Origin of the sequence: Achromobacter pestifer (assembly GCF_902859625.1) — a bacterium.
GTDB lineage: Bacteria > Pseudomonadota > Gammaproteobacteria > Burkholderiales > Burkholderiaceae_B > Achromobacter > Achromobacter pestifer.
The window spans coordinates 505,995-527,380 of sequence record NZ_CADIJX010000003.1 but is presented as its reverse complement, the minus strand read 5'-3'; the positions used below and the strand labels follow the sequence as shown (position 1 = coordinate 527,380).

Below are 21,386 nucleotides of genomic sequence, written 5' to 3'. Positions count from 1 at the left end.
ATCAGGTACGCGGCAGCGTGACGCCGCGCTGGCCCTGATACTTGCCGCCACGGTCGGCGTACGAGGTCTCGCACACTTCATCGCTTTCCAGGAACAGCATCTGCGCGCAGCCTTCGCCAGCGTAGATCTTGGCGGGCAGCGGCGTGGTGTTCGAGAACTCCAGCGTGACGTGGCCTTCCCATTCGGGTTCCAGCGGCGTCACGTTGACGATGATGCCGCAGCGCGCATAGGTGCTCTTGCCCAGGCAGATCGTCAGGACGCTGCGCGGAATGCGGAAGTATTCGACCGTGCGGGCCAGGGCGAATGAGTTCGGCGGGATGATGCAGACATCTCCCTTGAAGTCCACGAACGAGCCTTCGTCGAAATTCTTCGGATCGACGATGGTGGAATTGATGTTCGTGAAAATCTTGAATTCGTCGGCGCAGCGGACGTCGTAGCCGTAGCTGCTGGTGCCGTAACTGACGATACGCCCGCCATTGGCCGTGCGGACCTGACCCGCTTCAAAGGGTTCGATCATGCCGGTTTCGGCCTGGCGGCGGATCCAGCGGTCGCTTTTGATGCTCATGGTGGGAAGGGTGCTAAAGGGGATGAAATGGGCTTCATTTTATCCCGAGCGCGGCTGGGCTGCCCGCGGGCGGGGCGAGACGCCTTTGTCCCGCCCTGCCCGCGGACCCGCGTTCAGTTCCCCCAGAGGGTCCGATACACCAGCGCGATGCCGTTGACGGACCCGCCCTTCAGGTCCACGGACAGGCCTCGCGCCAGCCGGTAACTGGCCCGCCCAACCGTGTCGCTACCCGCCAGCGCCTGTTCGACGCTCAGGGTGATACCGTTGGCGAACGACTTGCTGGCCACCAGGAACTGCGTCGCCAACTGGCTATCGCTGTCCCGGTTGACGTCGCCCGCGACGGTGCGGTCGGGCAGGATGCTGCCAGAACTGCCAATGTTGCCGGTGCGCACGCTGACGTCGTCCAGCCCGAATTGCTTGTAGAACGGCTGCCCGCCCCCCAGCAGCGCGGTACCCACCGACACAAGCAAGGCCGCGTCGCTGCCGCTTTCATCAGGTCCGCGTCCCAGCAACAGCCACGAGAGCTTCTCCACATCGCTGACGTCAGGGTAGGACACCAGATCGATCCGGGGACGCTGCGCCGTGCCCACGACCTTCACGCCAGCCTCGACTTGCTCGCCGGTGCGCAGGGCCTCGATGTCCAGCAGCGGATTGTCCAGCCGGCCCTGGAAGGTCAGCGTGCCGCGGCTCAGCCGCAGCTTCTGGCCATAGGCCTCGATGCCGCCGCCCCGGGTGCGCAGTTGGCCCACGCCGGTCAGACGGCCCTCGTTGAGCAGGATCTGGATGGAGCCCAGCAAGCCGGCATCCAACCCCATGCCGGTGATGTAGAAACGCGGCCCCATGTCGAACTTCAGGTTCATGCTGGTTTGCAGCGGCGTTGACGCCGCCGTTGGATCCTGGCCGGCCCGGATCACCTTCACATCATCGTCCAGCGAGGGCACGCCTTGCAGGATCTCCAGGCTGAACCAGCCCGCGTCCGCCTTCAGGTCACCCACGATCTCGATCCGGGGCATGGCCGCCTTCAATTCGATGACGCCGGACACCATGGCGTAGCGGTCAGAGCGCTGCAAGGCCGGGAATCGATACAGGGTCAGCTTGATGTCCCCGCCGCCGTCCATGATGTTCCATTGGCCCTTGGCTTCGGCATAGCCGCCTTTGGCCTCGGGGTTGGTCGTGATCCATTCCTTGGTGCGCCATTCCGCCGGCATCACCCGCAGCGACGCCGGAAAGCGCAAGCTGTCCAGCACCAGCCGGTCGCCGTCCAGGCGCGCGCTCAAGGTGCCGTCGATCAGGCGCACGCCGTCATCGATGCGCACCACGCGCAGCTTGTCGCCCCGGATCGTGCCGCTGGCGGACCATTTCCCGGCCAGCGTGCCCTGAGCCTCCAGATTGGCCTTGACGGCGCCGCCGACTTCCATCGAATCGCCCACGAACAGGCTGACCCAGGTCAGGTCCGTGATGTCGGCGTCCAGCTTGGCGCGCAGGGGCTGGCGTTCATCCAGCGCCATGCCGCCCTTGGCATCCACCACCAGCACGGCCGAGCCGGTGCCGTTGACGGCGCCCATCTTGTTGGTGGCCAGGTTGATCTTGGCGTCCAGGCGGCTGGCGTTGGCCGAGGTGGGCGTGGCGGTCACGTCCAGCACCAGCGCCTTCAAGCCCAGCGGAATGGGCGGATCACCAGGAATCAACAAATCGCCTTCGCGCCGCGCGATCCGGGCCTTGCCGGCCAGTCGCCCATCGAATTTCAAGTCCCACAGCACGTCCAGCGCGATACGCCGCTGGCCTTCGGGAACCATTGCGTTCACGCGGCTGGGCCCCTTGCCCAGTTTGGCCGCCGCCTCGGGATCGACGGCGCTGATCACCTGGCGGGCCATGGCCGCCGTGATGACCAGATTGTCGGCCTGGCCAGCAGTCTCCCAGCGCTTGCCACCGCCACGCGAGCCCTGGTGCGCCAGCGTCACCCGTTCCTTGCCAGGCAGCGTCAGGCTCAAGGCGGTCTGCCCAACCTGCCATTGCCACTGCGGCGCCACGGCGGACGGCAGATAGGCCAGCGTGACCGGCCGGTCCACCGTCACGGCAAAGCCCGCGCTGTCGGCCGTCAGCTTGGAAAACGCACCCCGCCAGCCCAGCAACGCTGCCTCTGGCTGACCGGCGGCGCCCTTGCCCCAGGCGCCGGTGAACACAATATTGGCCTTGGCCGGGGCTTGCCCCAGCACACCCGGGCGCGGCTTGGCGGGCGTGTAGCCGGCCGTCAGCTCGCCTCGATGCGCAGCCACGGTGCCCGCAAACTTGCCTTTCAGTTCCGCGCCACCCGGAATGCCGGGCCAGAAGGCATCCAGCTGCGGTGCTTGGGCGTCCAGGGTCAGGGAACCTTCCTTGGCATCCAGTTCGCCGGCCGCCTGAACCCGGTTGCGGCCCAGCTTCAAGTCCACGTCCAAGCCATGGATGCGCAGGCCCGCCAACGGATCGACGGCGGGATCGATGGGCTGTGCGGCGGCATCGGACGCCGCAATGTCCACCTGCACCTTCAACCCGCCCGTCAGCGGCTGCTTGTTCCAGCGCGTGCCGTCCTCGAAACGCAGATCGACTGCGGCATGGCGCAGTTGACTCAGATTTTCGATATCCGCCTGCACATCGCCGCGCACCGTCAACATGGCAGGCGGAATCGCATCGCCCAACCAGGGCGCCAGATCCAGGCGCTGGGCGCTGATGCTACCCACGATACGATCGCGGCCCGTGCCTTGGCTGGCGTCCGATTGCAGGTCGAACTGCGCGGTCAACGTCGATTTATCGGGCAATTGCGCATTGGCTCGGGCGCTGCGCAACACCAGCGCGGTGCGAGGCGCCAGATCGGCAACCACGTCCAGCAGCAAGCCGGAACCCGCGCCGTCCAGTTTGGCCTGGATGCCATCCATGGATCCTGCCGCATCCGCGTGCAAGACCACCTGGCAGGCCGGCGCGGGCGGCCCTGCGAGCTCGGTCGGCTTGGCCTCTGGTTTCGCCTTGGGATCCGGCTTGGCCGCTTTAGGGTTCAGTTTCGACTTGGGATCCGGCTTGGGATCCGGCTTGGCCGGACGGGTGTCGAACACCCCGCTCAGTTTGTCAGCCTGGCACAAGGGGGAATCCGGGCCGGTTCCGCGCGCCGTCACGTCCAGCCGCGCCGCGAACGGCCAGGGATCGGCCATGCCTTGCAGTTCGGCCAGACCCGACACGTCCGCCTGCCCCACTTCGTGGCCCACCCGCAGGCTGGCAATGCGCAATTGCGCTCCCTGCTTGCCTGCCGCGAACGTCGCATTCAGATTGCCTAGCGTCACCGGCAGCGGTTGGCCATCCTGTTCCAATTGGAAGTCGCCCAGCGCCACGCGGTCCACGGCAATATCCACCGGCAGCGATGGCAGCGCGAACGGTGTCCCGTCGTCTTCCTCTGGCGCCGCGTCGGGAGAAGCCGTCAGCGCCACGCGCACCGATCCCGCCGACACATCGCGCACATGCAGCAAGCGGTCGCCCAAAGCGCGCCAATTCACGTCCAGATGCAGATCGCTGATATCAATGCGCGTGCCGCCAACGTCAAGGTTCAGTTGGCCGACCGACACCCCGCGTAGCAGCGAACCGTTCACGTCCACCGCTTGTCCATCCAATTGCTGGGCAGCCGTCGTCAACAGCAGCCGCGTGCCGTTCTGCGACCCCACCAGCCAGAACACGAATCCGCCGGCCAGCACGGCCAGCATCGCCAGGCCGGGCAACCACCACACCAGCACTTGGCGCAGGATTTTGCGCAATACCTTCAAAACGCGATCCCCAACGAAAAGTGCAGACGCAGGTCGCGCTCACGCTGGCCGTAGGCCAGGTCCAGGAACAGCGGTCCTGCCGGCGTACGCACTCGGGCACCCACGCCGTAGCCCACCGCCAGCGACATGTCGCCGAACGACTCCGCGGCGTCGCCCGCGTCAACGAACACCCCCATGCCCCAGCGCTCATTGAAATAGTGGTCATATTCCACGCTGCCCACCACCAGGGTGGGCGCACCGACGACGGCGTTGTCGCGCTGCAAGCCGATGCTTTGGTATTTGTAGCCCCGGATCGAGCGCGCGCCGCCCGTGCGGAAACCGAAATCGTCCGGTACCTGGACTTTGCTGCTGGACCATACGCGGCCCACCTCGCCGCGCACCGTCAGCACGTCCAGCTTGCCGATCGGCCACCATTTCTGGGCCCGCACCCGGGCGCGGGTATAAGGTTCGCCGGTATCCAACGTGACGCCCACGCCGCCGCCCACCGCGATCAGGTTGCCTTCACGCGGGTCGTACTTGTTGTCCACATCGCGGCGCAGCCACTCGGCCGTCGCGGTCAGCGTCGGCAAGGTGTATTCGTCGCCGCCATCGATCTTCACGTGATCCTGCGCCAGCAGCAGGCCCCAGCGAGTTTCGTATTCCACCCGGCTGTCGCCCGCGCCCTTGCGCTCTTGCAGGCGCGTGGCACCCAAGGCGTAGCGGGTCACGTCCAGGCCCTGGATATCGGAATGGTCCGCCAGCACACCGATGGAATCCTTGTAGCCACGCTCGGTCGGGGGCAGCAGGAAGTCGGCATAGGCGCGTTGGCGCAGCCGGTCCACGCTGAAGCCCGTCTCCATCGTCAGCGGCTGACCGAACACCACGTTCTGCCGATACAGCGATTCCACGCGCACGCCGGCTTCATCATCCACGCCTAGTGACGCCGTGAAGCGCTTGGGCGGTGCCTCAACCACCCGCACCTGCACAGGCAAGGTCACTTCACCGTCGGAATCGTAGACAGCCGCTGGCGGCGGCACCGCTCCCGACACGGAGGGATCGCCCGCCGGGGTCGCGGCGGCCAGGTCGGTCGAGCCGGGCGCGCGGGCGCGGTCGGATTTCGGATCCTGGACCTGTTGCTGCACCGCGCCGGGTTGTTCCAGCGACACGAAAGCGCCCCGGAAGAACGCGGTGGACTGCAAGTCTTGCTGCCAGGTGTCCAGCCGATTCTGGTCATAGGCCGAGCCGACGGAATAGCGCACATAGCGCTGCACCAGCTTGTCCGGCACGCGCTTCAAGCCTTCCGTGTTCAGCTCGCCCATGCGCACCTGCGGCCCGCTGTCGATCGTGACGTGCAGCACGGCCGACGCCGTATCGGCCTGGATATCGGCCTGCGAGGCCGTCATGCGCGCCAGCATGAAGTCGCGCGTGGAAATCTCGTCCAACAAGGTCGATTTGGCCTTGTTCCAATCGCTATTGATGAAAGGCTGCCCTGGCTTGAGCTGCCAGTCATCCCGCAGCTTCTGCACGCGCTGCGCATATTCGGGGCGGGTGATGCGGCCCGTGAACTTCAAGTCCACGTCCGACACAGTGGTGCGCTTGCCGGACACGATGCCGATATCCCAGGTTTCCCCGCCGATATCGGTGCCGGCCTCGAGTGTCACCGTGGGCGAGAAATAGCCCTGCGTGGCCAGGGCCGCCAGCGTCGCGTCACGCGCGCGCCGGCGCAGCCGGCTGATTTCACCGCCGTCCTGGTCCTCGGCCAAGCGCGCAATCGCGTCCACCGCCTCGGTAATCGCCTGCAGCGCGGCGGGTGGCACGCCACCCGGGTCCACAATGATCTCCGGGCGTTTGGCCAGCGCCTCGCCCGATACTACGCAAAGTCCAGCCAAGAAGGCTCGGGCTGCCCACCGCATGCGTCAGGTCGGCGACTGCACGACGATGGACGGGAATTTCCCGGCCATGTCGCGCGGTAGCGCCGCGACGCCCGCTGCCAGCTTCCGTGCAATGCCGCGATAGAGCGCGGCGGCTTCGCTGCCTGCGTCCGACACGACGGTCGGCGTGCCGGCATCCGTCTGTTCGCGGATGGCGAGCGTCAACGGCAGGCTGCCCAGCCAGGGGGTTTGATACTGCTCGGCCATGCGCTGGCCACCGCCCTCGCCAAAGATGTGCTCGGCGTGCCCGCATTGCGAGCAGATATGGATCGCCATGTTCTCGACCACGCCCAGGATCGGCACGTCCACCTTCTGGAACATGCGCAAGCCTTTGCGCGCATCCAGCAACGCCACGTCCTGCGGCGTGGTGACGATGACAGCGCCCACCACCGGCACTTTCTGCGCCAGGGTCAGGGCCACGTCGCCCGTGCCCGGGGGCATGTCGACGATCAGGTAGTCCAGGTCGCGCCAATTGGTCTGGCGCAGCAATTGCTCCAGCGCCTGGGTGACCATCGGGCCACGCCAGATGGCCGGCGAATCGGCGTCGATCAGGAAACCGATGGAATTGGCTTGCAGGCCGTGGCCCGTCAGCGGCTCCATGCTTTTGTTGTCCAGGCTTTCCGGGCGGCCGGAAATGCCCAGCATCGTCGGCACGCTGGGGCCGTAGATATCGGCGTCCAGCAGACCCACCTTGGCGCCTTCGGCGGACAGGGCCAATGCCAGGTTCACGGCGGTGGTGCTTTTACCCACGCCGCCCTTGCCCGAGGCCACTGCAATAATGTTGCGCACGTTCGGCAGCGGCTTCAGGCCCTTCTGCACGGCGTGGGCCGCCACTTTCCAGGTAATGGTGACTTGCGCATCCGGGGCGCCGGCGCTCGCCAGCGCGGCAGCGGCAATTTCGCGGATCTGTTCGCGGACGCCTTCGGCCGGATAGCCTAGTTCCAGCGTCAGGGCGACGCGGCCGCCGGTTAATTGAATGTCACGATCTTTTACAGAAACGCCTAGGTCCAATCCGGTGTTCGGGTCGTGCGCGGCGCGCAAAGCGGCGCGGATGTGTTCTATCGTTATACTCATGTCACTATGGTTCCGTAGGCAGCGCGGCTTCTGCGGGCCGCCATCCCCTAAAGGATAGCGGATACACGGGAACCTTTCGCTGCGTTTTGCATCCGACCTTCATGACCAACACACTTATCCGCTTCTTTCGTGCCGTCCTTTTCGCCGCCCTGGCCTTGATCGGTATGGCGATGGCGCTGGTCTTCATGCTGTCCACGGCGATCGCCGTGGCGATCCTGTACGTGGTCGCCAAGGTGCGCGGCAAACCTTTCGGCGTTCGCGCCTATTGGAGCCAGCGCCAAGGCGTCCGACCGGGTCCGTTCCAGTCCGCCACCGCCCCCTTCGCCACGCAGCCGCGTGGTGACGTGATCGACGTCGAAGCGCGCGAAATCCGTTAACGGCGGCTTTCCGTAACCGCTTGCGCCGCCTGCGGCGCAAGCTGGCAGCCGTTTCGCATGCCACCGGGGCGTAGCCGCCCTGACGGCCTGCATCCGGCGCCCGGACGCCTCCCCCATCAACCCGCCTCCTTCGCAGCCTTGCGATGGGCGGGTTGCGTCGTTATCGGTCACCCGAGGCCCCCGGCGCGGGCAAGTCTTCGCCGTTGCCCTAAAATGGCCGACCAACCCCTTTTCCCCTCAACCTCTATTGACAACCATGTCTCGCACCCTATTTGTCACCACTGCGCTGCCCTACGCCAACGGATCTTTCCACATCGGCCACATCATGGAGTACATCCAGGCTGATATCTGGGTTCGTTCGATGCGAATGGCGGGCCACACGGTGCACTTTGTAGGTGCGGATGACGCGCACGGTGCGCCCATCATGTTGAAGGCGGAAAAAGAAGGCATCACGCCGCAGGCGCTGGTCGCCCGCTACGCTGCCGAACGGCCGCAATACCTGAACGGCTTCCACATCCGCTTTGACCACTGGCATTCCACGGATTCCGCCGAGAACGTCGCGCTGTCGCACGACATCTATCGCGCGCTGAAGGCCCAGGGCCTGATCGAAACGCGCTCCATCGAGCAGTTCTACGATCCGGTCAAGGGCATGTTCCTGGCCGACCGCTACATCAAGGGCGAATGCCCCAAGTGCCATGCCAAGGACCAGTACGGCGATTCGTGCGAAGTCTGTGGCGCCGTCTACGCGCCCACCGAGCTGATCAATCCGTACTCGGCGCTGACCGGCGCCACGCCCGTGTTGAAGTCGTCGGACCATTTCTTCTTCAAGCTGTCCGACCCGCGCTGCGTGGAGTTCCTGCAACAATGGACCACCGGCTCGAACGCCAACGGCGGCAAGCACCTGCAACCGGAAATGCTGGCCAAGACCCGCGAATGGCTGGGCGCCGAAGACGGCGAGGCCAAGCTGGGCGACTGGGACATTTCGCGCGATTCGCCCTACTTCGGCATCGAGATCCCTGACGCGCCGGGCAAGTATTTCTACGTGTGGCTGGACGCGCCGGTCGGCTATCTGGCGTCGTTGAAGTCTTACTGCGAGGTCAAGGGCCTGGATTTCGACGCCCTGCTCGATCCCAACGGCACCACCGAACAAGTCCACTTCATCGGCAAGGACATCGTGTATTTCCACGCGCTGTTCTGGCCCGCGATGCTGAAGTTCGCCGGCCGCAAGACGCCGGACGCTGTGAACGTGCACGGTTTCATCACCGTCAGCGGTGAAAAAATGTCCAAGAGCCGCGGCACCGGCATCTCGCCGCTGCGCTATCTGGAAATCGGCATGAACGCCGAATGGATGCGCTACTACATCGCCGCCAAGCTGAACGCCCGGGTCGAAGACATGGACTTCAACCCCGAAGATTTCATCGCCCGCGTCAACAGCGATTTGGTCGGCAAGTACGTCAACATCGCCAGCCGCGCCGCCAGCTTCATTACCAAGCACTTCGACGGCGTGCTGGGTTATTCGGGCGATACCGCCGCGTTGTCCGCGGAGTACGCCGCCCAGGCGGAATCCATTCGCGCCGCATTCGAGGCCCGCGAATACAACCGCGCCATCCGCGAAATCATGGCCTACGCCGACGGCATCAACCAGGCGTTCGACACGGCTCAGCCGTGGGTGCTGGCCAAGGGCATCGCCACCGCGGACGACGCACAGAAGGCCGCGCTGCAAGACATCTGCTCGCGTTCGCTGGCAGGCTTCAAGGCCCTGTCCGTGATGCTGGCCCCCGTGCTGCCTTCGCTGGCCGAGCGCGTGGCGCTGGAGCTCTTCGGCGCCCAGGCCCCGTTCACCTGGGCCGACGCTGCCGTGCTGCCGCAGCGCGTCGCACCGTTCAAACACCTGATGCAGCGCGTTGAACCGCAAATGCTGGAAGACCTGTTCGAGCCGCCCGCCGCCCCGGTGGTGGTCCCTGGCGGCGAACCCCTGGCCGAAACGATTTCCATCGACGACTTCGCCCGCGTCGACCTGCGCATCGCGCAGATCGTCAATTGCGAACAAGTCGAAGGCTCGACCAAGCTGCTGCGCCTGACGCTCGACGTGGGCGAAGGCCGCCACCGCAACGTGTTCTCGGGCATCAAGTCGGCCTACAAGCCGGAAGACCTGATCGGCAAGCTGACCGTCATGGTGGCCAACCTGGCCCCCCGCAAGATGAAGTTCGGCGTGTCCGAAGGCATGGTGCTGGCCGCCAGCCACGCGGACGAAGCCGTGGACACCGGCATCTACGTGCTGGAACCGTTCCCCGGCGCCAAGCCCGGCATGCGCGTGCGCTGATCGCCTCACACCTTGCCCCATGAAAAGAGCCCGCCAATCGGCGGGCTCTTTTCATGGGTAAATCGGCACTACGTGTTACTAGGCGCCAGCTCCGGGTCCAGCGAACGGCGCTCGTCGAACACGAAGCACTTGCCTTCGTAACCCGGGCCGCCGGTTTCCTCGAAGTACTTGAGAATGCCGCCATCCAGCTGGTAGACATTCGAGATGCCGGCTTCGTTCATATAGATGGCGGCCTTCTCGCAGCGGATGCCGCCCGTGCAGAAGCTGACGACGGTCTTGCCTTCGAGTTCGGCGCGATGCGCCTGGACGGCGGCGGGGAATTGCGTGAAACGGTCAATGCGCCAGTCGATGGCGTTCTTGAACGTGCCTTCGTCCACTTCAAACGCATTGCGGGTGTCCAGCATGACGACGGGCCGTCCGGCGTCATCCACGCCCTGCGCCAGCCAGCGCGCCAGCGTCTGCGCGTCCACGCCCGGCGCGCGGCCGGATTCGGGACGGATGGCCGGGTGATCCATGCGGATGATCTCGCGCTTGATCTTCACCAGCAGCTTGCGGAACGGCACGCCGTCGCTGTGGCTGAACTTGACTTCCAGGTCCGCGAAACGTGCATCCACGCGCAGCGTTTGCAGAAAGGCGTCGATGCCCTCGGCCGGGCCCGCCAGGAAAAGGTTGATGCCTTCTTCGGCCAGCAGGATGGTGCCCTTGAGCAAAGCGTCGCCGGCTTGGGCCAGCAGATGGGCGCGTAGCTCGGGCAAGGCATCCAGCGAAACGAATTTGTAGGCGGCGATATTGACGACGGAAGTCATGGCAAAGCGAAGGAAAACGGACGGCGAAGCCCGTAATAGTAATCGCTGGGCGGGTTGGCCCGCCCGCCGCCCACCTTGATCCGGCTCAACGATTGACGATTTCCTGCTCGATCACGGCGTCCAGCACCCAGCGCACGGTCGAGGCGTCGGCCGGCGGATTCGGGTCGGTGACCTCGACCACGCGCAGGCGATAGCGAATGCCCGGTTGGAAATTGAAGCCGGTGATGTCCCCATACCAGAACTGCCAGGGCTGGGAGGCGCTGTCGCGTACCTGGTAGCACATGGCTCGCCCTGCCCCGGCGGTGCAAGGCACCCGTTCCGAATTCACGTAGACCAGCTTGGTCGGCCCCGTCTGGCCACCGGCCACGGGGTCGACGCGACGGCCGAAGTCCAGCGTATCGCCAGAGCTAAGCACCCAGGTCATGCGCTGCGGATTGTTGGTGTTGTCCAGCGACGTGGCGGTGATGCGGGTCAGCCCGGCCAGGAAATCGCGTTCCAGCGCCATGTTCTGCGGGGCGCAGGCCATCATCGTCGCCACCGGATTCGCCTGCACGATCAATTGACCGTTGGCGACCGTATACGGCGCGTTGTACTGGTTGCAGCCCGCAAAGCCCGACATGCGGGGAGAACCCCGATCATGGATGAAGCTGACCGTGATCGGCCGGGAATTCGTGGACGGATGCGGGATGGTGCGCAGGCCGCCGCCCGGCTGGGTCCAGCGTGCCAGGTCCCAGCCGGTTTGCGCCAGGATGTCAGACGCCGACGCAGGTTGGAAGCGGGGATCCTGCCCGTCCGCGGCCCGCGGCGGCGGCGACGCGCAAGCGGCCAGACCGACGGACAAGATGCACGGCGCCACCCAGCGCAAGGAAGCGGAAAAGGACATGAGGGTCTCCCGGAATCGGCAAGGAATGCCTCGCCCCGCGCACGTCGCCGGGGTCGGGCAACGCCATTGTAGGCCTGCCCTGCCCCCGTTTTCATGCGGAAAACCGTCTGAAACGGATATCCGCGATGTCGCGCATTACGGCGTCGGCGGATCCTGGCGGCGCTCGAATTCCAGGACGTCGCCCCCGCGCAGATTGAATGTCAGATGCCGCGGAGCGCCACCGTTATCCAGCGTGAACGTCTCGATGATGGTCAGGCCACGCAAGTAATCCGCTTCCAGGGCGGCGCGCGCGGGCGCCCCGCAGGCCATGCGGGTCGTGGCGGGCGCGTCGATGAAGAGCTTGCCGCTTTCCAGTTTGTACGAACCCATGTACCGGTTGCAGCCCGAAAACCCGTTCACGCGATATTGCTTGCCTTGTGCCAGGAACGTCAGCCGCACGGGTTCGCCGTTGTCGCCATGCGGAATGTCGCGCAACGCGCCACCCGGCTGCGTCCAGCGCACCAATTCCCAACTGGTCTGAGCCAGCGAATCAGCGCTGCTGGCGGCGTTGGCCGCAGCGGCGCCCGAGGCGCGAGCGCCACCGGTGGACCCCGCACAACCCGCCAATGTCACGGCCAAGAGGCTCAGGCAAAGCAGCCGGCAACGCGAGGACAAATGGGTAAGCATGGATGGCACTCCTAAGAAATACATACCCCCCGACTGTAACCGCCACTGGGCCAGAACGTCCTTTCCTCCTCCTACAGCCGTATCCAAAAGCAGCAATCCCAGCCTGGGCTCTCACACCGATGGCGCAGGAAGCTGCATCGAATGCCGCATGGCGGCCGCCTGGGAGGGCGCGCAGAATCGTTGCAGGCCATTTTTTCCGGCCCTCCCGGGCGACACGGGGAAGTGCCGGGAAATGCCACCGATCACAGCGGTACCACGGACGCAAGTGTCCGGCCCCAGGGGCCAACAAAAAGACTACCGGGAGACACGGCGATGGGATTTTTAAGAACCTTACTGGCGCTGTCAGTGGTGCTGGACCACCTGGGCGGCGGCTACGCCGATCATCTGGTCGGAGGCCGGCTGGCAGTACAGCTGTTCTATGTGATTTCGGGTTTCCTGATTTCCTTTGTCTTGACGTCCACGGACAACTACCAGGGCGCAACGGGCAAGTTCTACGCCAACCGCTTCCTACGGCTGTTCCCCATTTATCTGGCGGTGGCCGCCCTGACATTGGTGGCGCATGCGCTGAGCGGCGGTGCATTCTTCCGCTTCTACGACGCGCTGCCCTTTTCCGCTGACCTGTTCCTGGTGCTGTCGAATCTGTTCATTCTGGGCCAGGACTGGCTGATGTTCTTCGGTATTGAGCATTCCGCCCTGGCCTTCACGGGAAGCTTCGCGCACAGCGAAGTGCCTCTGTATCAGGGACTGCTGGTGCCGCAGGCCTGGACGCTGGGCGTGGAGATGAGTTTCTATCTGGTGGCGCCATTCGTGCTGGGCTCCCCCCGCCGGCTGGTCGCGCTGCTGCTGGCGTCGCTGGCCTTGCGCGGCGTGCTCATCATGACCGGCATCGGGCTGACCGACCCATGGACCTACCGTTTCTTCCCCACGGAATTGGCGTTGTTCCTGATCGGATCGCTGTCCCATCAAGTGTTGCTGCCACGGTGCAAGGCCTGGACCCGCCGCTTCAATCGCTTGCCGGAACTGGGCAGCGCCGTGCTGTTCGTCTATTGCCTGCTTCATTTTTCGATCGGCCTGAACCACAACGTGCGCGATGCGCTGGCGGTCCTGCTGTTCGCGGCACTGCTGCCCCTGGCCTTCTTGTTCCAATCGCGGCACCGGCTGGACAAGGCGATCGGAGAACTGAGCTATCCGATCTATATCTGTCATTCGCTGGTGATCATGTTCTTTAGCTGGCTGCTGAACGAAGTCGAGATGCACCAACCCATGCTCTTCGCGGCATTGGTGATCACGGGCTGTATCGGGTTTTCAGCGCTGCTCAACGGCCTGATCGCCGATCCGGTGGAACGCCTGCGCAGCCGGTTGCGCAGTACGCCAGAGGCTCGTGGACCGGCACAAGCGGCGGACACGCGGCGACCGGCGCAACCAGCCCAAGCATTGGGGTCTATTCGCCGCGCGCCTTGATATAGGCGGCAAGCACCAGTTCGATCTGCCGCTTTTCCTGTGAGCTCAGGCGCGAATAAGTCGCGTACGACACCGATTCAAAGGGCCATGCGGGCGGCTGCGCGATACCGCCGCCATTGACGGGCGGCTCTGCGTAGCCCGAATTCAGCATTGGCCCCTCTCCCGTGCTGAGCCACATCGGACTGACCCGCAACGCGCGGGTCAATTTGATGAGGGCATCGCTGGAGGGTTGCAGGCGTTGCCCACTTTCGTAGTTGCCGATGGCGCTTTGCGACAGGTTGCTTGCGACCGCCAAGTCCTTTTGAGTCCATCCCTGAAGCATTCTTGCGTTGCGCAGACGATGGCTAAACGTGTCCAATCGATCAACCTGAGACATTAATATGAATTTATTTATTTGATTAAAACATCTCAATACAGCTGCCAAATAAACGGATTACACCCCAATTGCCGGGCTAATCCGTAAATCGCAACTTTCGTCTGCTTGCTCGCTGATTCCCTTGGCCGCGCCGGGCGGTGCCGCTCTGGCCTGATTCAAAAAAACCTCATTCTTGTCATTGACTTACCGCTCACCCCAGAGAGGTTCACAGCGACGAGGAAGCGGGCATGCAGCGAGCAGGAGCGTCGAAAAAACCAGACCGAGTTTATGGGCATTCCTGCATTAAAAATAGAAAATAATGTATCGGCAATACTTAATAATTTACGGTCTCAAATGCAAAAACAAACACCGTTTCAATCGCTTCCATAGGACATCACCCCGCCGCGAAGTTACCATCAGAAACTAGAGATACGTATCTTCACAAAAAAACACGCCCGTGTTTAAATGAAACACGGGCGTGACTTCCATGCAGGATCGGGTCATCGGCGGCCAGCAGACAAGCGCTACGGCCACGCGCAGGCAAGATCCCGGGCCCGGCCACCGACTGGCCGCTACCACATAGAACCTGGGCAGTAGCCCTGGCCTCTCGCCCACATTCAAACAACACCGCCAGGCGGCCTCGTCATGGCGCGCAGCTTAGAAGGGGGGGTATGCCACCACTGCCGGCGCCGAGGCGCTTCCTCTTCAAGCGCCGCCCCCATGCCGCGCCACCTCATTGGAAGCATCAATGAACAACACGCTGGATGTCATTTTCCTCGGACAGGACGATGCCAGGCACGCCAGGCTTGTGGATGCCTTGTCCCACCTGGGTTTCAGCGTACGCCGCTGCTACGACCTGGTGGACGTCTATGACCGCTATTCGCGCCGGTCCAGTCCGCTTGTGGTGTTGGAGGCCCCGCTTCCCGACATCCATAACGCCGCCGTCCGGTTGCGCGCCGTGGACCGGGGCTTGGGCATTGTGGCAATTGCCACGTTCACGGATACGGAAAGCCGCATCCGCACGCTGCTTTGCGGCGCGGACGCTTGCCTGCCTGCCGACGTCAGCGGGCTGGAGCTCGCCGCGGTACTGCAAGCGCTGGTGCGACGCGCGGTGGGACTGGACGGCATGGATACGATGCCCGACGCGCAAGCCGAAGAGCCCGTGCAGGAAACGTGGAGACTGGCGAATAAAGGCTGGACCCTGGTCAGCCCCTCGGGCCGCACGCTGGGCTTGACCACCGGCGAACGTGACTTCCTGTCCCGCCTGGTGACCGCGCCTGATCGCAAGGTCAGCCGCGACGCCTTCTACGCCGACGGCGCCGACGAGGCAGACAGCGGCATTACGCGCCGCCGATTCGTGGATGTCATGATCAGCCGCCTACGGCGCAAGGCGACCACCAATCAGATGACATTGCCGATCCGCGCGGTACATGGCTGGGGCTATATGTTCGCCGCCGACATTACGCTGGATCTGGACTATCGGGATTCTGGGGATGACAACCGCGTGGACGCGCAGGAAGATTGGCGCCGCGAGACGATGGACGCAAGCGCGTCAAATTGATGGGTGGGTCCGGCTGAAGGCCGGACGAATCGGCCTGCCGTGCAAAGCGGCAGGCGAAAAAAACGCGGCGCTGCCCTCGAGAGGTAAGACGCCGCGCTAAAACAACACGTGAACCCGGAGTCATCAGCCGGCACTGATGCCTTCTACCTGGATCACGCGATTCCAACATTCGTGCCTCATACTACTCACGCACGGTCACGACCGTGAGCCCGAGCGGGGTCTCTAGTCCCCCCACAAGCTGCAACGTGATCAACGCCCGGGGTATGAACTCGCCTGGACTGCTGGCGCGCTTATCGCCCGTATCAGCGGTTTTCCTCTTGGATAGCCGCGTGATGGAAGAAGTTTAGGACTTCGGGCCTGAATCCAGTAATTCTTTGTTGATAGCCTTCTATACATAATAGGTATAGCAGCGCGTTGCGGCCGCTGTCCTAAAATGGCGGCAAAGGACACGCCCCCATGCCCATCAGCCCCCCCTCTCTACGACATCGTTTCAGAAGAGTCCTGGCGTTTTTTCCACCCAACTGGTGCCTGGCCATTCTGGTGGCGCTGGACGGCTATGCCTTCATGCATCCGGTGCTGCGTGAGGTGCGCGCCCGCGAATATTCATTCTGGCTGGCGCTGGACAACTGGCACGAAGTGATGCGCGTGGTGGGACTGCTGGAGATTCCGCGCCTGGTGCTGGGGGTGGGCCTGCAAGTCATTGCGCTGGGCCTGATCCTCAAGGCGCGCATCGCGTGGGCGTTCTCGCTGGTCTTGCTGATCGGCATCGGCACCTTTGCCATCCTGGGAGACGGCGGGCGCGCAGGGCTGGGTATCTACACACTAGTGCTGGTGATCGCGCTGATCGCCTATTGGCGGCGCTTTGATCGCGCAAGCGTCACCGCGGGCTCGCTGTTCGCGGTGGTCAGCGTGCTGTCGCTGCTGATCTACGCCGTCTTCGGCACCCTGTATCTAGGCAGCGAATTCAATCCGCCGATTCTTGACGCCGGCACCGCGCTCTACTTTTCGATCGTGTCCATGTCCACGGTGGGCTATGGCGACATCACGCCGCACAGCACCACCGCCCGACTGTTTACCGCGTCGATTATCATTCTTGGCATCACTGTATTCGCCACTTCCATCAGCGCGATCGCCGGCCCGGTGATCGGCGGCAATCTGAAGCGTCTGGTCAAAGGCAGGTTCTCCACCGCAATGCGTAAAAATCACATCATCATTGCAGGCGCGACCCCGCTGGCGCTGAGCGTCTACGATGGCTTGCGCCGCCGTGGCGACGAAGTGACGGTCATCGTGCCCACCGGGACGCCACAGGAATATCCTGCCGCGACGGACTTGATCGAAGGCGATCCCTCCAGCGTCGAGGTATTGCGCGCCGCCGGTGTGTCGCACGCCCGTTATGTGCTGGCCTTGCGCGCCGACGATGCCGAGAATGCGTTCATCGTGCTGGCCGCCAAGGAAGCCACTGGCGACAATGGCGCCAAGACGGTGGCGCTGGTCAACACCAGCAAGCATCTGGAGAAGATCCGGCGCGTGCAGCCGGACATGGTGTTCTCGGTGCAATTGCTGGGCGCGGAACTGTTGGCGCGCGCGATCAACGGCGAACCCATGGACAGCCAGGCGATCACGGATCTGTTCTTCGCCAAGGCATCGACGCAGACCAAACCGTCCTGAACGTCAGGCAGCATTCGCGCCCGGGCGTGAGTGCTCGGCATGCCAGGGAACGAATTCCGCGGACGACATCGGCCGCGCGAACAGATAGCCCTGAATGAACGTCACTCCGCGCGAGGTCAGATAGTCGAACTGCGCCTGCGTTTCCACGCCTTCCGCCACTACCGCCAGATTCAGCCGGTGTGCCAGCGTGATGATCACATCCAGCACCGGCGCCTCTTCCCCCGTGGGCTGGATGGCGTGCACGAAACCCTTGTCGACCTTCAGGTAATCCACGGGAAACTTCTGCAAGTACGACAGCGAGCAATGGCCGGTGCCGAAATCGTCTATCGCCACCCGCACGCCCTCTGCTCGCAACGCATCGATATTGCGACGCGCCTGCCCATTGTCCGAAATCAGGCTGCGCTCGGTGATCTCAAGCACGATCAACGGACTTCGCTCCGCGATCTTCGCTTTGAAGGCCTGGATGTCGGGCAACAGCTCAGTGCTGGATAGATGTTCAGGCGCGATGTTCACCCCGATGTGGAAGCCGGGCGGCACATTCCAAGTTTGCACGTCGCGTTCGATCAGCCGCAGCAGATGCTGCGTCAGCGGGATGATCATGCCCTCGGCCTCGGCCGCCGCGATGAAGATGTCTGGCCGCACGAGACCCACGCCGGGCCGGTTCCAGCGCATCAATGCTTCGACGCCCTCGCATTGGCCGGTATGCTGGCCATAGACCGGCTGGTAGTACACCTGGAATTCGTTGGCGCGCATGGCGCGGCGCAACTGCTCCTTGAACGACAGCCGGTTCACCTGCAAGCGATAGGCGGCAAACGCCAACCCAGCGCCAATCAGCAACGCCGCAGGCAGGTATGCCAGCATCAGTTTTTGCCAGGCGGCCACCAGGCTCTCCGACGGCGCCAGCACGTTGATGGACAGCGCGACGAGACCGTTATTGCGAGTGATTCCCCGGTACACGAGCTCTGAGAGCCCATTTGACGCATTCCAGGAATCACTGCGGATGGGCGCCCCGTCGCCCACCGTCAGCTCCAGCCGGTAATCGCCGAGCGTGGCCACGGCATTCAACAGATCCAGGATGTAGCGGCCGTCCACCGCCACCGCGCCGCTATACCCCGGCACACCCGGCCTGCCCAGCAGGATCGCCGGGCGATCTGGCGCCAGCGGCGTGCCTGCCACCGAAAACAACCAACGATCAGGCGAGACATCGATGGACCATCTACGGAACTCGCCGACATTGAAATCCACCTCGCCCAGCACCGACGAACAATAGATGTGATCGTCATTGGCCAGGATCAGTGAGCGGAAGTATGGATTGAGCGCTCCCCAGCGTTGCAACACCGGCAGCACCTCGGCACAGGGCTTGGGCGTGAGTTCCGCCACCCGGTCCAACAGGGACCAGGCCTGGGTGAGCACGTTCTCGACCTGGATGCGGACAATCTTCGCGGCGGCCTCAGCCGCGCCACGCTGTTCGCTCTTGGCATGCAACCAGGTCCAGCCCACGCAGAGCAGAACGGGAAACACCAAGGCAAATGCCACCGGCAAATAGCGCCAAGATGGCACACGAACCGTCATTCCTGATGTCGACAAAGCTGCCCCGTTGGAAATTCCGTCAATGTGCAATAGGCCCAGAAAGGGATAGGACACCAAGCAAGCCGCAGCGTCAAGAAACTTGATCGATGCATGCCGACGCATTCGGCTCCAACAATCGGCCGATCAACGCCACGTGCGCCCGCTGTCGTGCCGGCAGGTTCATCTGTTCCCGTGGGCCCAGCAGTGCCGCCATGACGATCGTGTGGATGATGGGAGCCAGCAGCAGCCAAGGGTGCTCCAGCGCCAGGCAATCGCCACACAGCCCGCGAGTCCGGGCGCGCTCAAGCGCCCGACCCATGTCCGCCTGATGCGCTTCAGCGGTGTCCCGCCGCCAGCGGGCCGCCAGATGCGGCACGCGCCCGCTTTCGGCCAGCAGCAGCCGCATCATGCAGATCATCGCCGGGTCTGCCAGGCTGGCATACAGGTGGTCCACAAGACGTTCGGCCAGATCACGCGGCGAGGCCGCACCGTCCACCACGGCATCGACATCCAGCGGCGCCGGGTTCAGATGCCGCGCCAGCAGCGCTTCAAACACGGCCTCCTTGCTGGGGAAATGCGCATAGAGCCCACCCTTGGACAGCCCCGCCCGCAAGGCGATGTCGTCCATCCTGGCGCCAGCATAGCCAGCGTGTGAGAACACCTGCAACGCCGCGTCCAGAATCTGCCCGACGCGCACGGCAGGAGGTAGACGATGGCGTTGCGCACCCATTGCGGCTCCTCTTGCAAGTTTCCGCCATTACAAACCGACTAGTCAGTCGCTAGCTTGACCCGGATCAAGGAAAACGCCGAGCACCATGGGCACAATGAATGCATGCCCCTGGTATCGGGTTCATCCCGGCGCCGGGCCACAAGCCCGCCAGCCGCGGATGCACCCGGTCCCCCATGCTGGAGACCCTTGCATGACTCGCGTTCCGCTTCCGGCCAAGACCGCTCTGCGCATCGCCCCCGCCGTTCTGACCCTGTTGCTGGTGACGGGTTGCGTGTCCATGGCGCCGCCCTACAGCCGGCCTGCCCTGCCCGTACCCGCGACCTATGACGCACCGAATGCCCGCCCGGCCAGTCTGGCGGCATCCGGCATCAGTTGGCGCACCTACTTTTCAGACCCCACGCTGCACCAACTGATCGATACCGCGCTGGTCAACAACCGCGACCTGCGCACCGCCTTGCTGCGCGTGCAGGAAGCACGCGCCCTGTACGGCATCCAGCGTGCCGACCAATTCCCCACCCTGGGCGTGCAGGCCGACGGCACCCGCGGCCGCGTGCCCGGGGACCTGAACCTGACGGGTCAGCCCCAGACAAGCAGCCAGTATCAAGTGGGCGTGGGCCTTGCCAGCTGGGAACTGGACTTCTGGGGCCGTGTGCGCAGCCTGAAGGACGCTGCCCTGCAAAATTACCTGGCCACCGACGCCGCGGCCCAAGCCGCCACGCTCAGCCTGATCACACAAGTGGCCGACAGCTATCTGACGCTGCGTGAATTGGATGAACGACTGGCGCTGACCCAGGAGACCATCGCGTCCCGCGCCGAATCCCTGCGCATTTTTCGCCGCCGGTTTGAAGTGGGTGCGATATCCAAGCTGGACCTGACCCAAGTCGAAACCTTGTGGCAGCAAGCGCGGGCACTGGGCGCCGACCTTGAACGCATTCGCGCCGAACAGGCGCATGCGCTGGCGCTGCTGGTGGGTGCTCCCCTTGACCTGCCAACGCAATCCGTGCGGCTGGAAGACGCGGCCGTGATGCACGAGCTGCCGGCCGGACTTCCATCGGATCTGCTGGTCAACCGCCCCGATATCGTGGCGGCGGAACACCAGTTGCAAGCCGCCAACGCCAACATCGGCGCGGCCCGCGCGGCGTTCCTGCCCAGCATCACGCTGACAGGCGCCTTCGGCACGGCCAGCGCTGAACTCGATGGCCTGTTCTCGGGCGGCAGTCGCGCCTGGAACTTCGCGCCCAGCATCAACCTGCCGATCTTCGACGCTGGCCGCCGTCAGTCCGCGCTGGACCTGGCCGAGGCACGACGCGACCAAGCCGTGGCGGGCTACGAGAAGACCATCCAGACCGCTTTCCGCGACGTATCCGACGCGCTATCGGCGCGGCATTGCCTGGCTGAACAAGTGGAGGTGCTGCGCGCCACCGTCGCCGCGCAAAGCGAGCGCGCCCGCCTGGCGCAACTGCGCTACGACCACGGCGCCTCGCCCTACCTGGAGGTGCTGGATGCCCAGCGCGACCTGTTGGCCGCGCAGCAAACGTTGGTGCAAACGCGCCGCGCCCTGCTGTCTAGCCGGGTCGGTCTGTACGCCGCGCTGGGCGGTGGCACGCAAGTGCAAGCCGACGTCGCGCCCGGCGGCGCCATCCAATAATT

Annotated in this window: 16 protein-coding genes; 6 read left to right on the top strand and 10 right to left on the bottom strand. The window is 64.2% G+C overall.

The window, feature by feature from the left end; all coding sequences use genetic code 11:
* Window position 1 precedes the first annotated feature (1 nt).
* From dcd to apbC, 4 genes are all read right to left on the bottom strand, one after another.
* Entirely contained in the window at window positions 2-565 is a 564-nt protein-coding gene (gene dcd / locus HV753_RS14005; RefSeq protein ID WP_175175085.1) for a dCTP deaminase, read from the bottom strand.
* 113 nt (window positions 566-678) lie between these two features.
* Window positions 679-4,353 (bottom strand): translocation/assembly module TamB domain-containing protein, encoded by a 3,675-nt coding sequence (locus HV753_RS14000; protein WP_425485893.1) that lies wholly within the window; start codon window positions 4,351-4,353, stop codon window positions 679-681.
* Window positions 4,350-6,245, bottom strand: a complete 1,896-nt coding sequence (locus HV753_RS13995; RefSeq protein WP_175175084.1) for an autotransporter assembly complex protein TamA — start codon at window positions 6,243-6,245, stop codon at window positions 4,350-4,352. The genes HV753_RS14000 and HV753_RS13995 overlap by 4 nt, the downstream gene beginning before the upstream one ends.
* A gap of 3 nt (window positions 6,246-6,248) precedes the next feature.
* Window positions 6,249-7,337 carry an iron-sulfur cluster carrier protein ApbC gene (gene apbC / locus HV753_RS13990; RefSeq protein WP_175175083.1) on the bottom strand — a complete coding sequence of 363 codons (1,089 nt, stop codon included), beginning with the start codon at window positions 7,335-7,337 and terminating at the stop codon, window positions 6,249-6,251.
* 101 nt (window positions 7,338-7,438) lie between these two features.
* Between apbC and HV753_RS13985 the strand changes: the two genes are divergently transcribed.
* Together HV753_RS13985 and metG are read left to right on the top strand one after the other, a co-directional pair.
* Complete coding sequence (locus HV753_RS13985; protein WP_175175082.1) at window positions 7,439-7,714, top strand: hypothetical protein; 276 nt, start codon at window positions 7,439-7,441, stop codon at window positions 7,712-7,714.
* Window positions 7,715-7,970: 256 nt separating this feature from the next.
* Window positions 7,971-10,037 (top strand): methionine--tRNA ligase, encoded by a 2,067-nt coding sequence (metG, locus tag HV753_RS13980; RefSeq protein ID WP_175175081.1) that lies wholly within the window; start codon window positions 7,971-7,973, stop codon window positions 10,035-10,037.
* A gap of 68 nt (window positions 10,038-10,105) precedes the next feature.
* On the opposite strand, the gene HV753_RS13975 is transcribed toward metG, so the two are convergent.
* The 3 genes from HV753_RS13975 to HV753_RS13965 form a co-directional block, all read right to left on the bottom strand.
* Window positions 10,106-10,843, bottom strand: coding sequence for a sulfurtransferase (locus HV753_RS13975; RefSeq protein WP_175175080.1), 738 nt, complete (start codon window positions 10,841-10,843; stop codon window positions 10,106-10,108).
* Window positions 10,844-10,928: 85 nt separating this feature from the next.
* Window positions 10,929-11,726 carry an META and DUF4377 domain-containing protein gene (locus tag HV753_RS13970; RefSeq protein ID WP_175175079.1) on the bottom strand — a complete coding sequence of 266 codons (798 nt, stop codon included), beginning with the start codon at window positions 11,724-11,726 and terminating at the stop codon, window positions 10,929-10,931.
* Window positions 11,727-11,861: 135 nt separating this feature from the next.
* Window positions 11,862-12,392 (bottom strand): META domain-containing protein, encoded by a 531-nt coding sequence (locus tag HV753_RS13965; protein ID WP_175175078.1) that lies wholly within the window; start codon window positions 12,390-12,392, stop codon window positions 11,862-11,864.
* A 312-nt stretch (window positions 12,393-12,704) separates the two neighbouring features.
* Here HV753_RS13965 and HV753_RS13960 point away from each other — a divergent pair, with 312 nt between their 5' ends.
* Window positions 12,705-13,853 (top strand): acyltransferase family protein, encoded by a 1,149-nt coding sequence (locus tag HV753_RS13960; protein ID WP_175175077.1) that lies wholly within the window; start codon window positions 12,705-12,707, stop codon window positions 13,851-13,853.
* Here HV753_RS13960 and HV753_RS13955 read toward each other — a convergent pair.
* Entirely contained in the window at window positions 13,834-14,229 is a 396-nt protein-coding gene (locus HV753_RS13955) for a helix-turn-helix domain-containing protein (protein ID WP_175175076.1), read from the bottom strand. The genes HV753_RS13960 and HV753_RS13955 overlap by 20 nt on opposite strands.
* A gap of 727 nt (window positions 14,230-14,956) precedes the next feature.
* Here HV753_RS13955 and HV753_RS13950 point away from each other — a divergent pair.
* The gene (locus HV753_RS13950) at window positions 14,957-15,769 is read left to right on the top strand and encodes a response regulator transcription factor (RefSeq protein ID WP_175175075.1); all 813 of its coding nucleotides are present in this window, start codon (window positions 14,957-14,959) and stop codon (window positions 15,767-15,769) included.
* Between the two features lie 456 nt (window positions 15,770-16,225).
* On the top strand, window positions 16,226-17,437 hold the full coding sequence (kch, locus tag HV753_RS13945; protein ID WP_175175074.1) for a voltage-gated potassium channel protein: 1,212 nt from the start codon (window positions 16,226-16,228) through the stop codon (window positions 17,435-17,437).
* A gap of 3 nt (window positions 17,438-17,440) precedes the next feature.
* On the opposite strand, the gene HV753_RS13940 is transcribed toward kch, so the two are convergent.
* Both HV753_RS13940 and HV753_RS13935 read right to left on the bottom strand, forming a co-directional pair.
* Window positions 17,441-19,009, bottom strand: a complete 1,569-nt coding sequence (locus HV753_RS13940; protein ID WP_175175073.1) for an EAL domain-containing protein — start codon at window positions 19,007-19,009, stop codon at window positions 17,441-17,443.
* A gap of 88 nt (window positions 19,010-19,097) precedes the next feature.
* A complete protein-coding gene (locus HV753_RS13935; RefSeq protein ID WP_175175072.1) occupies window positions 19,098-19,736 on the bottom strand; it encodes a TetR/AcrR family transcriptional regulator in 639 nt (212 codons plus the stop codon).
* 190 nt (window positions 19,737-19,926) lie between these two features.
* On the opposite strand from HV753_RS13935, the gene HV753_RS13930 reads away from it, so the two are divergent.
* Window positions 19,927-21,384, top strand: a complete 1,458-nt coding sequence (locus tag HV753_RS13930; protein WP_175175071.1) for an efflux transporter outer membrane subunit — start codon at window positions 19,927-19,929, stop codon at window positions 21,382-21,384.
* Window positions 21,385-21,386: the final 2 nt, after the last annotated feature.

Coding starts and splice junctions, on each gene's coding strand:
- dcd (WP_175175085.1), bottom strand. CDS start 565: ATGAGCATCAAAAGCGACCGCTGGATCCGCCGCCAGGCCGAAACCGGC.
- HV753_RS13995 (WP_175175084.1), bottom strand. CDS start 6,245: ATGCGGTGGGCAGCCCGAGCCTTCTTGGCTGGACTTTGCGTAGTATCG.
- apbC (WP_175175083.1), bottom strand. CDS start 7,337: ATGAGTATAACGATAGAACACATCCGCGCCGCTTTGCGCGCCGCGCAC.
- HV753_RS13985 (WP_175175082.1), top strand. CDS start 7,439: ATGACCAACACACTTATCCGCTTCTTTCGTGCCGTCCTTTTCGCCGCC.
- metG (WP_175175081.1), top strand. CDS start 7,971: ATGTCTCGCACCCTATTTGTCACCACTGCGCTGCCCTACGCCAACGGA.
- HV753_RS13975 (WP_175175080.1), bottom strand. CDS start 10,843: ATGACTTCCGTCGTCAATATCGCCGCCTACAAATTCGTTTCGCTGGAT.
- HV753_RS13970 (WP_175175079.1), bottom strand. CDS start 11,726: ATGTCCTTTTCCGCTTCCTTGCGCTGGGTGGCGCCGTGCATCTTGTCC.
- HV753_RS13965 (WP_175175078.1), bottom strand. CDS start 12,392: ATGCTTACCCATTTGTCCTCGCGTTGCCGGCTGCTTTGCCTGAGCCTC.
- HV753_RS13960 (WP_175175077.1), top strand. CDS start 12,705: ATGGGATTTTTAAGAACCTTACTGGCGCTGTCAGTGGTGCTGGACCAC.
- HV753_RS13955 (WP_175175076.1), bottom strand. CDS start 14,229: ATGTCTCAGGTTGATCGATTGGACACGTTTAGCCATCGTCTGCGCAAC.
- HV753_RS13950 (WP_175175075.1), top strand. CDS start 14,957: ATGAACAACACGCTGGATGTCATTTTCCTCGGACAGGACGATGCCAGG.
- kch (WP_175175074.1), top strand. CDS start 16,226: ATGCCCATCAGCCCCCCCTCTCTACGACATCGTTTCAGAAGAGTCCTG.
- HV753_RS13940 (WP_175175073.1), bottom strand. CDS start 19,009: ATGACGGTTCGTGTGCCATCTTGGCGCTATTTGCCGGTGGCATTTGCC.
- HV753_RS13935 (WP_175175072.1), bottom strand. CDS start 19,736: ATGGGTGCGCAACGCCATCGTCTACCTCCTGCCGTGCGCGTCGGGCAG.
- HV753_RS13930 (WP_175175071.1), top strand. CDS start 19,927: ATGACTCGCGTTCCGCTTCCGGCCAAGACCGCTCTGCGCATCGCCCCC.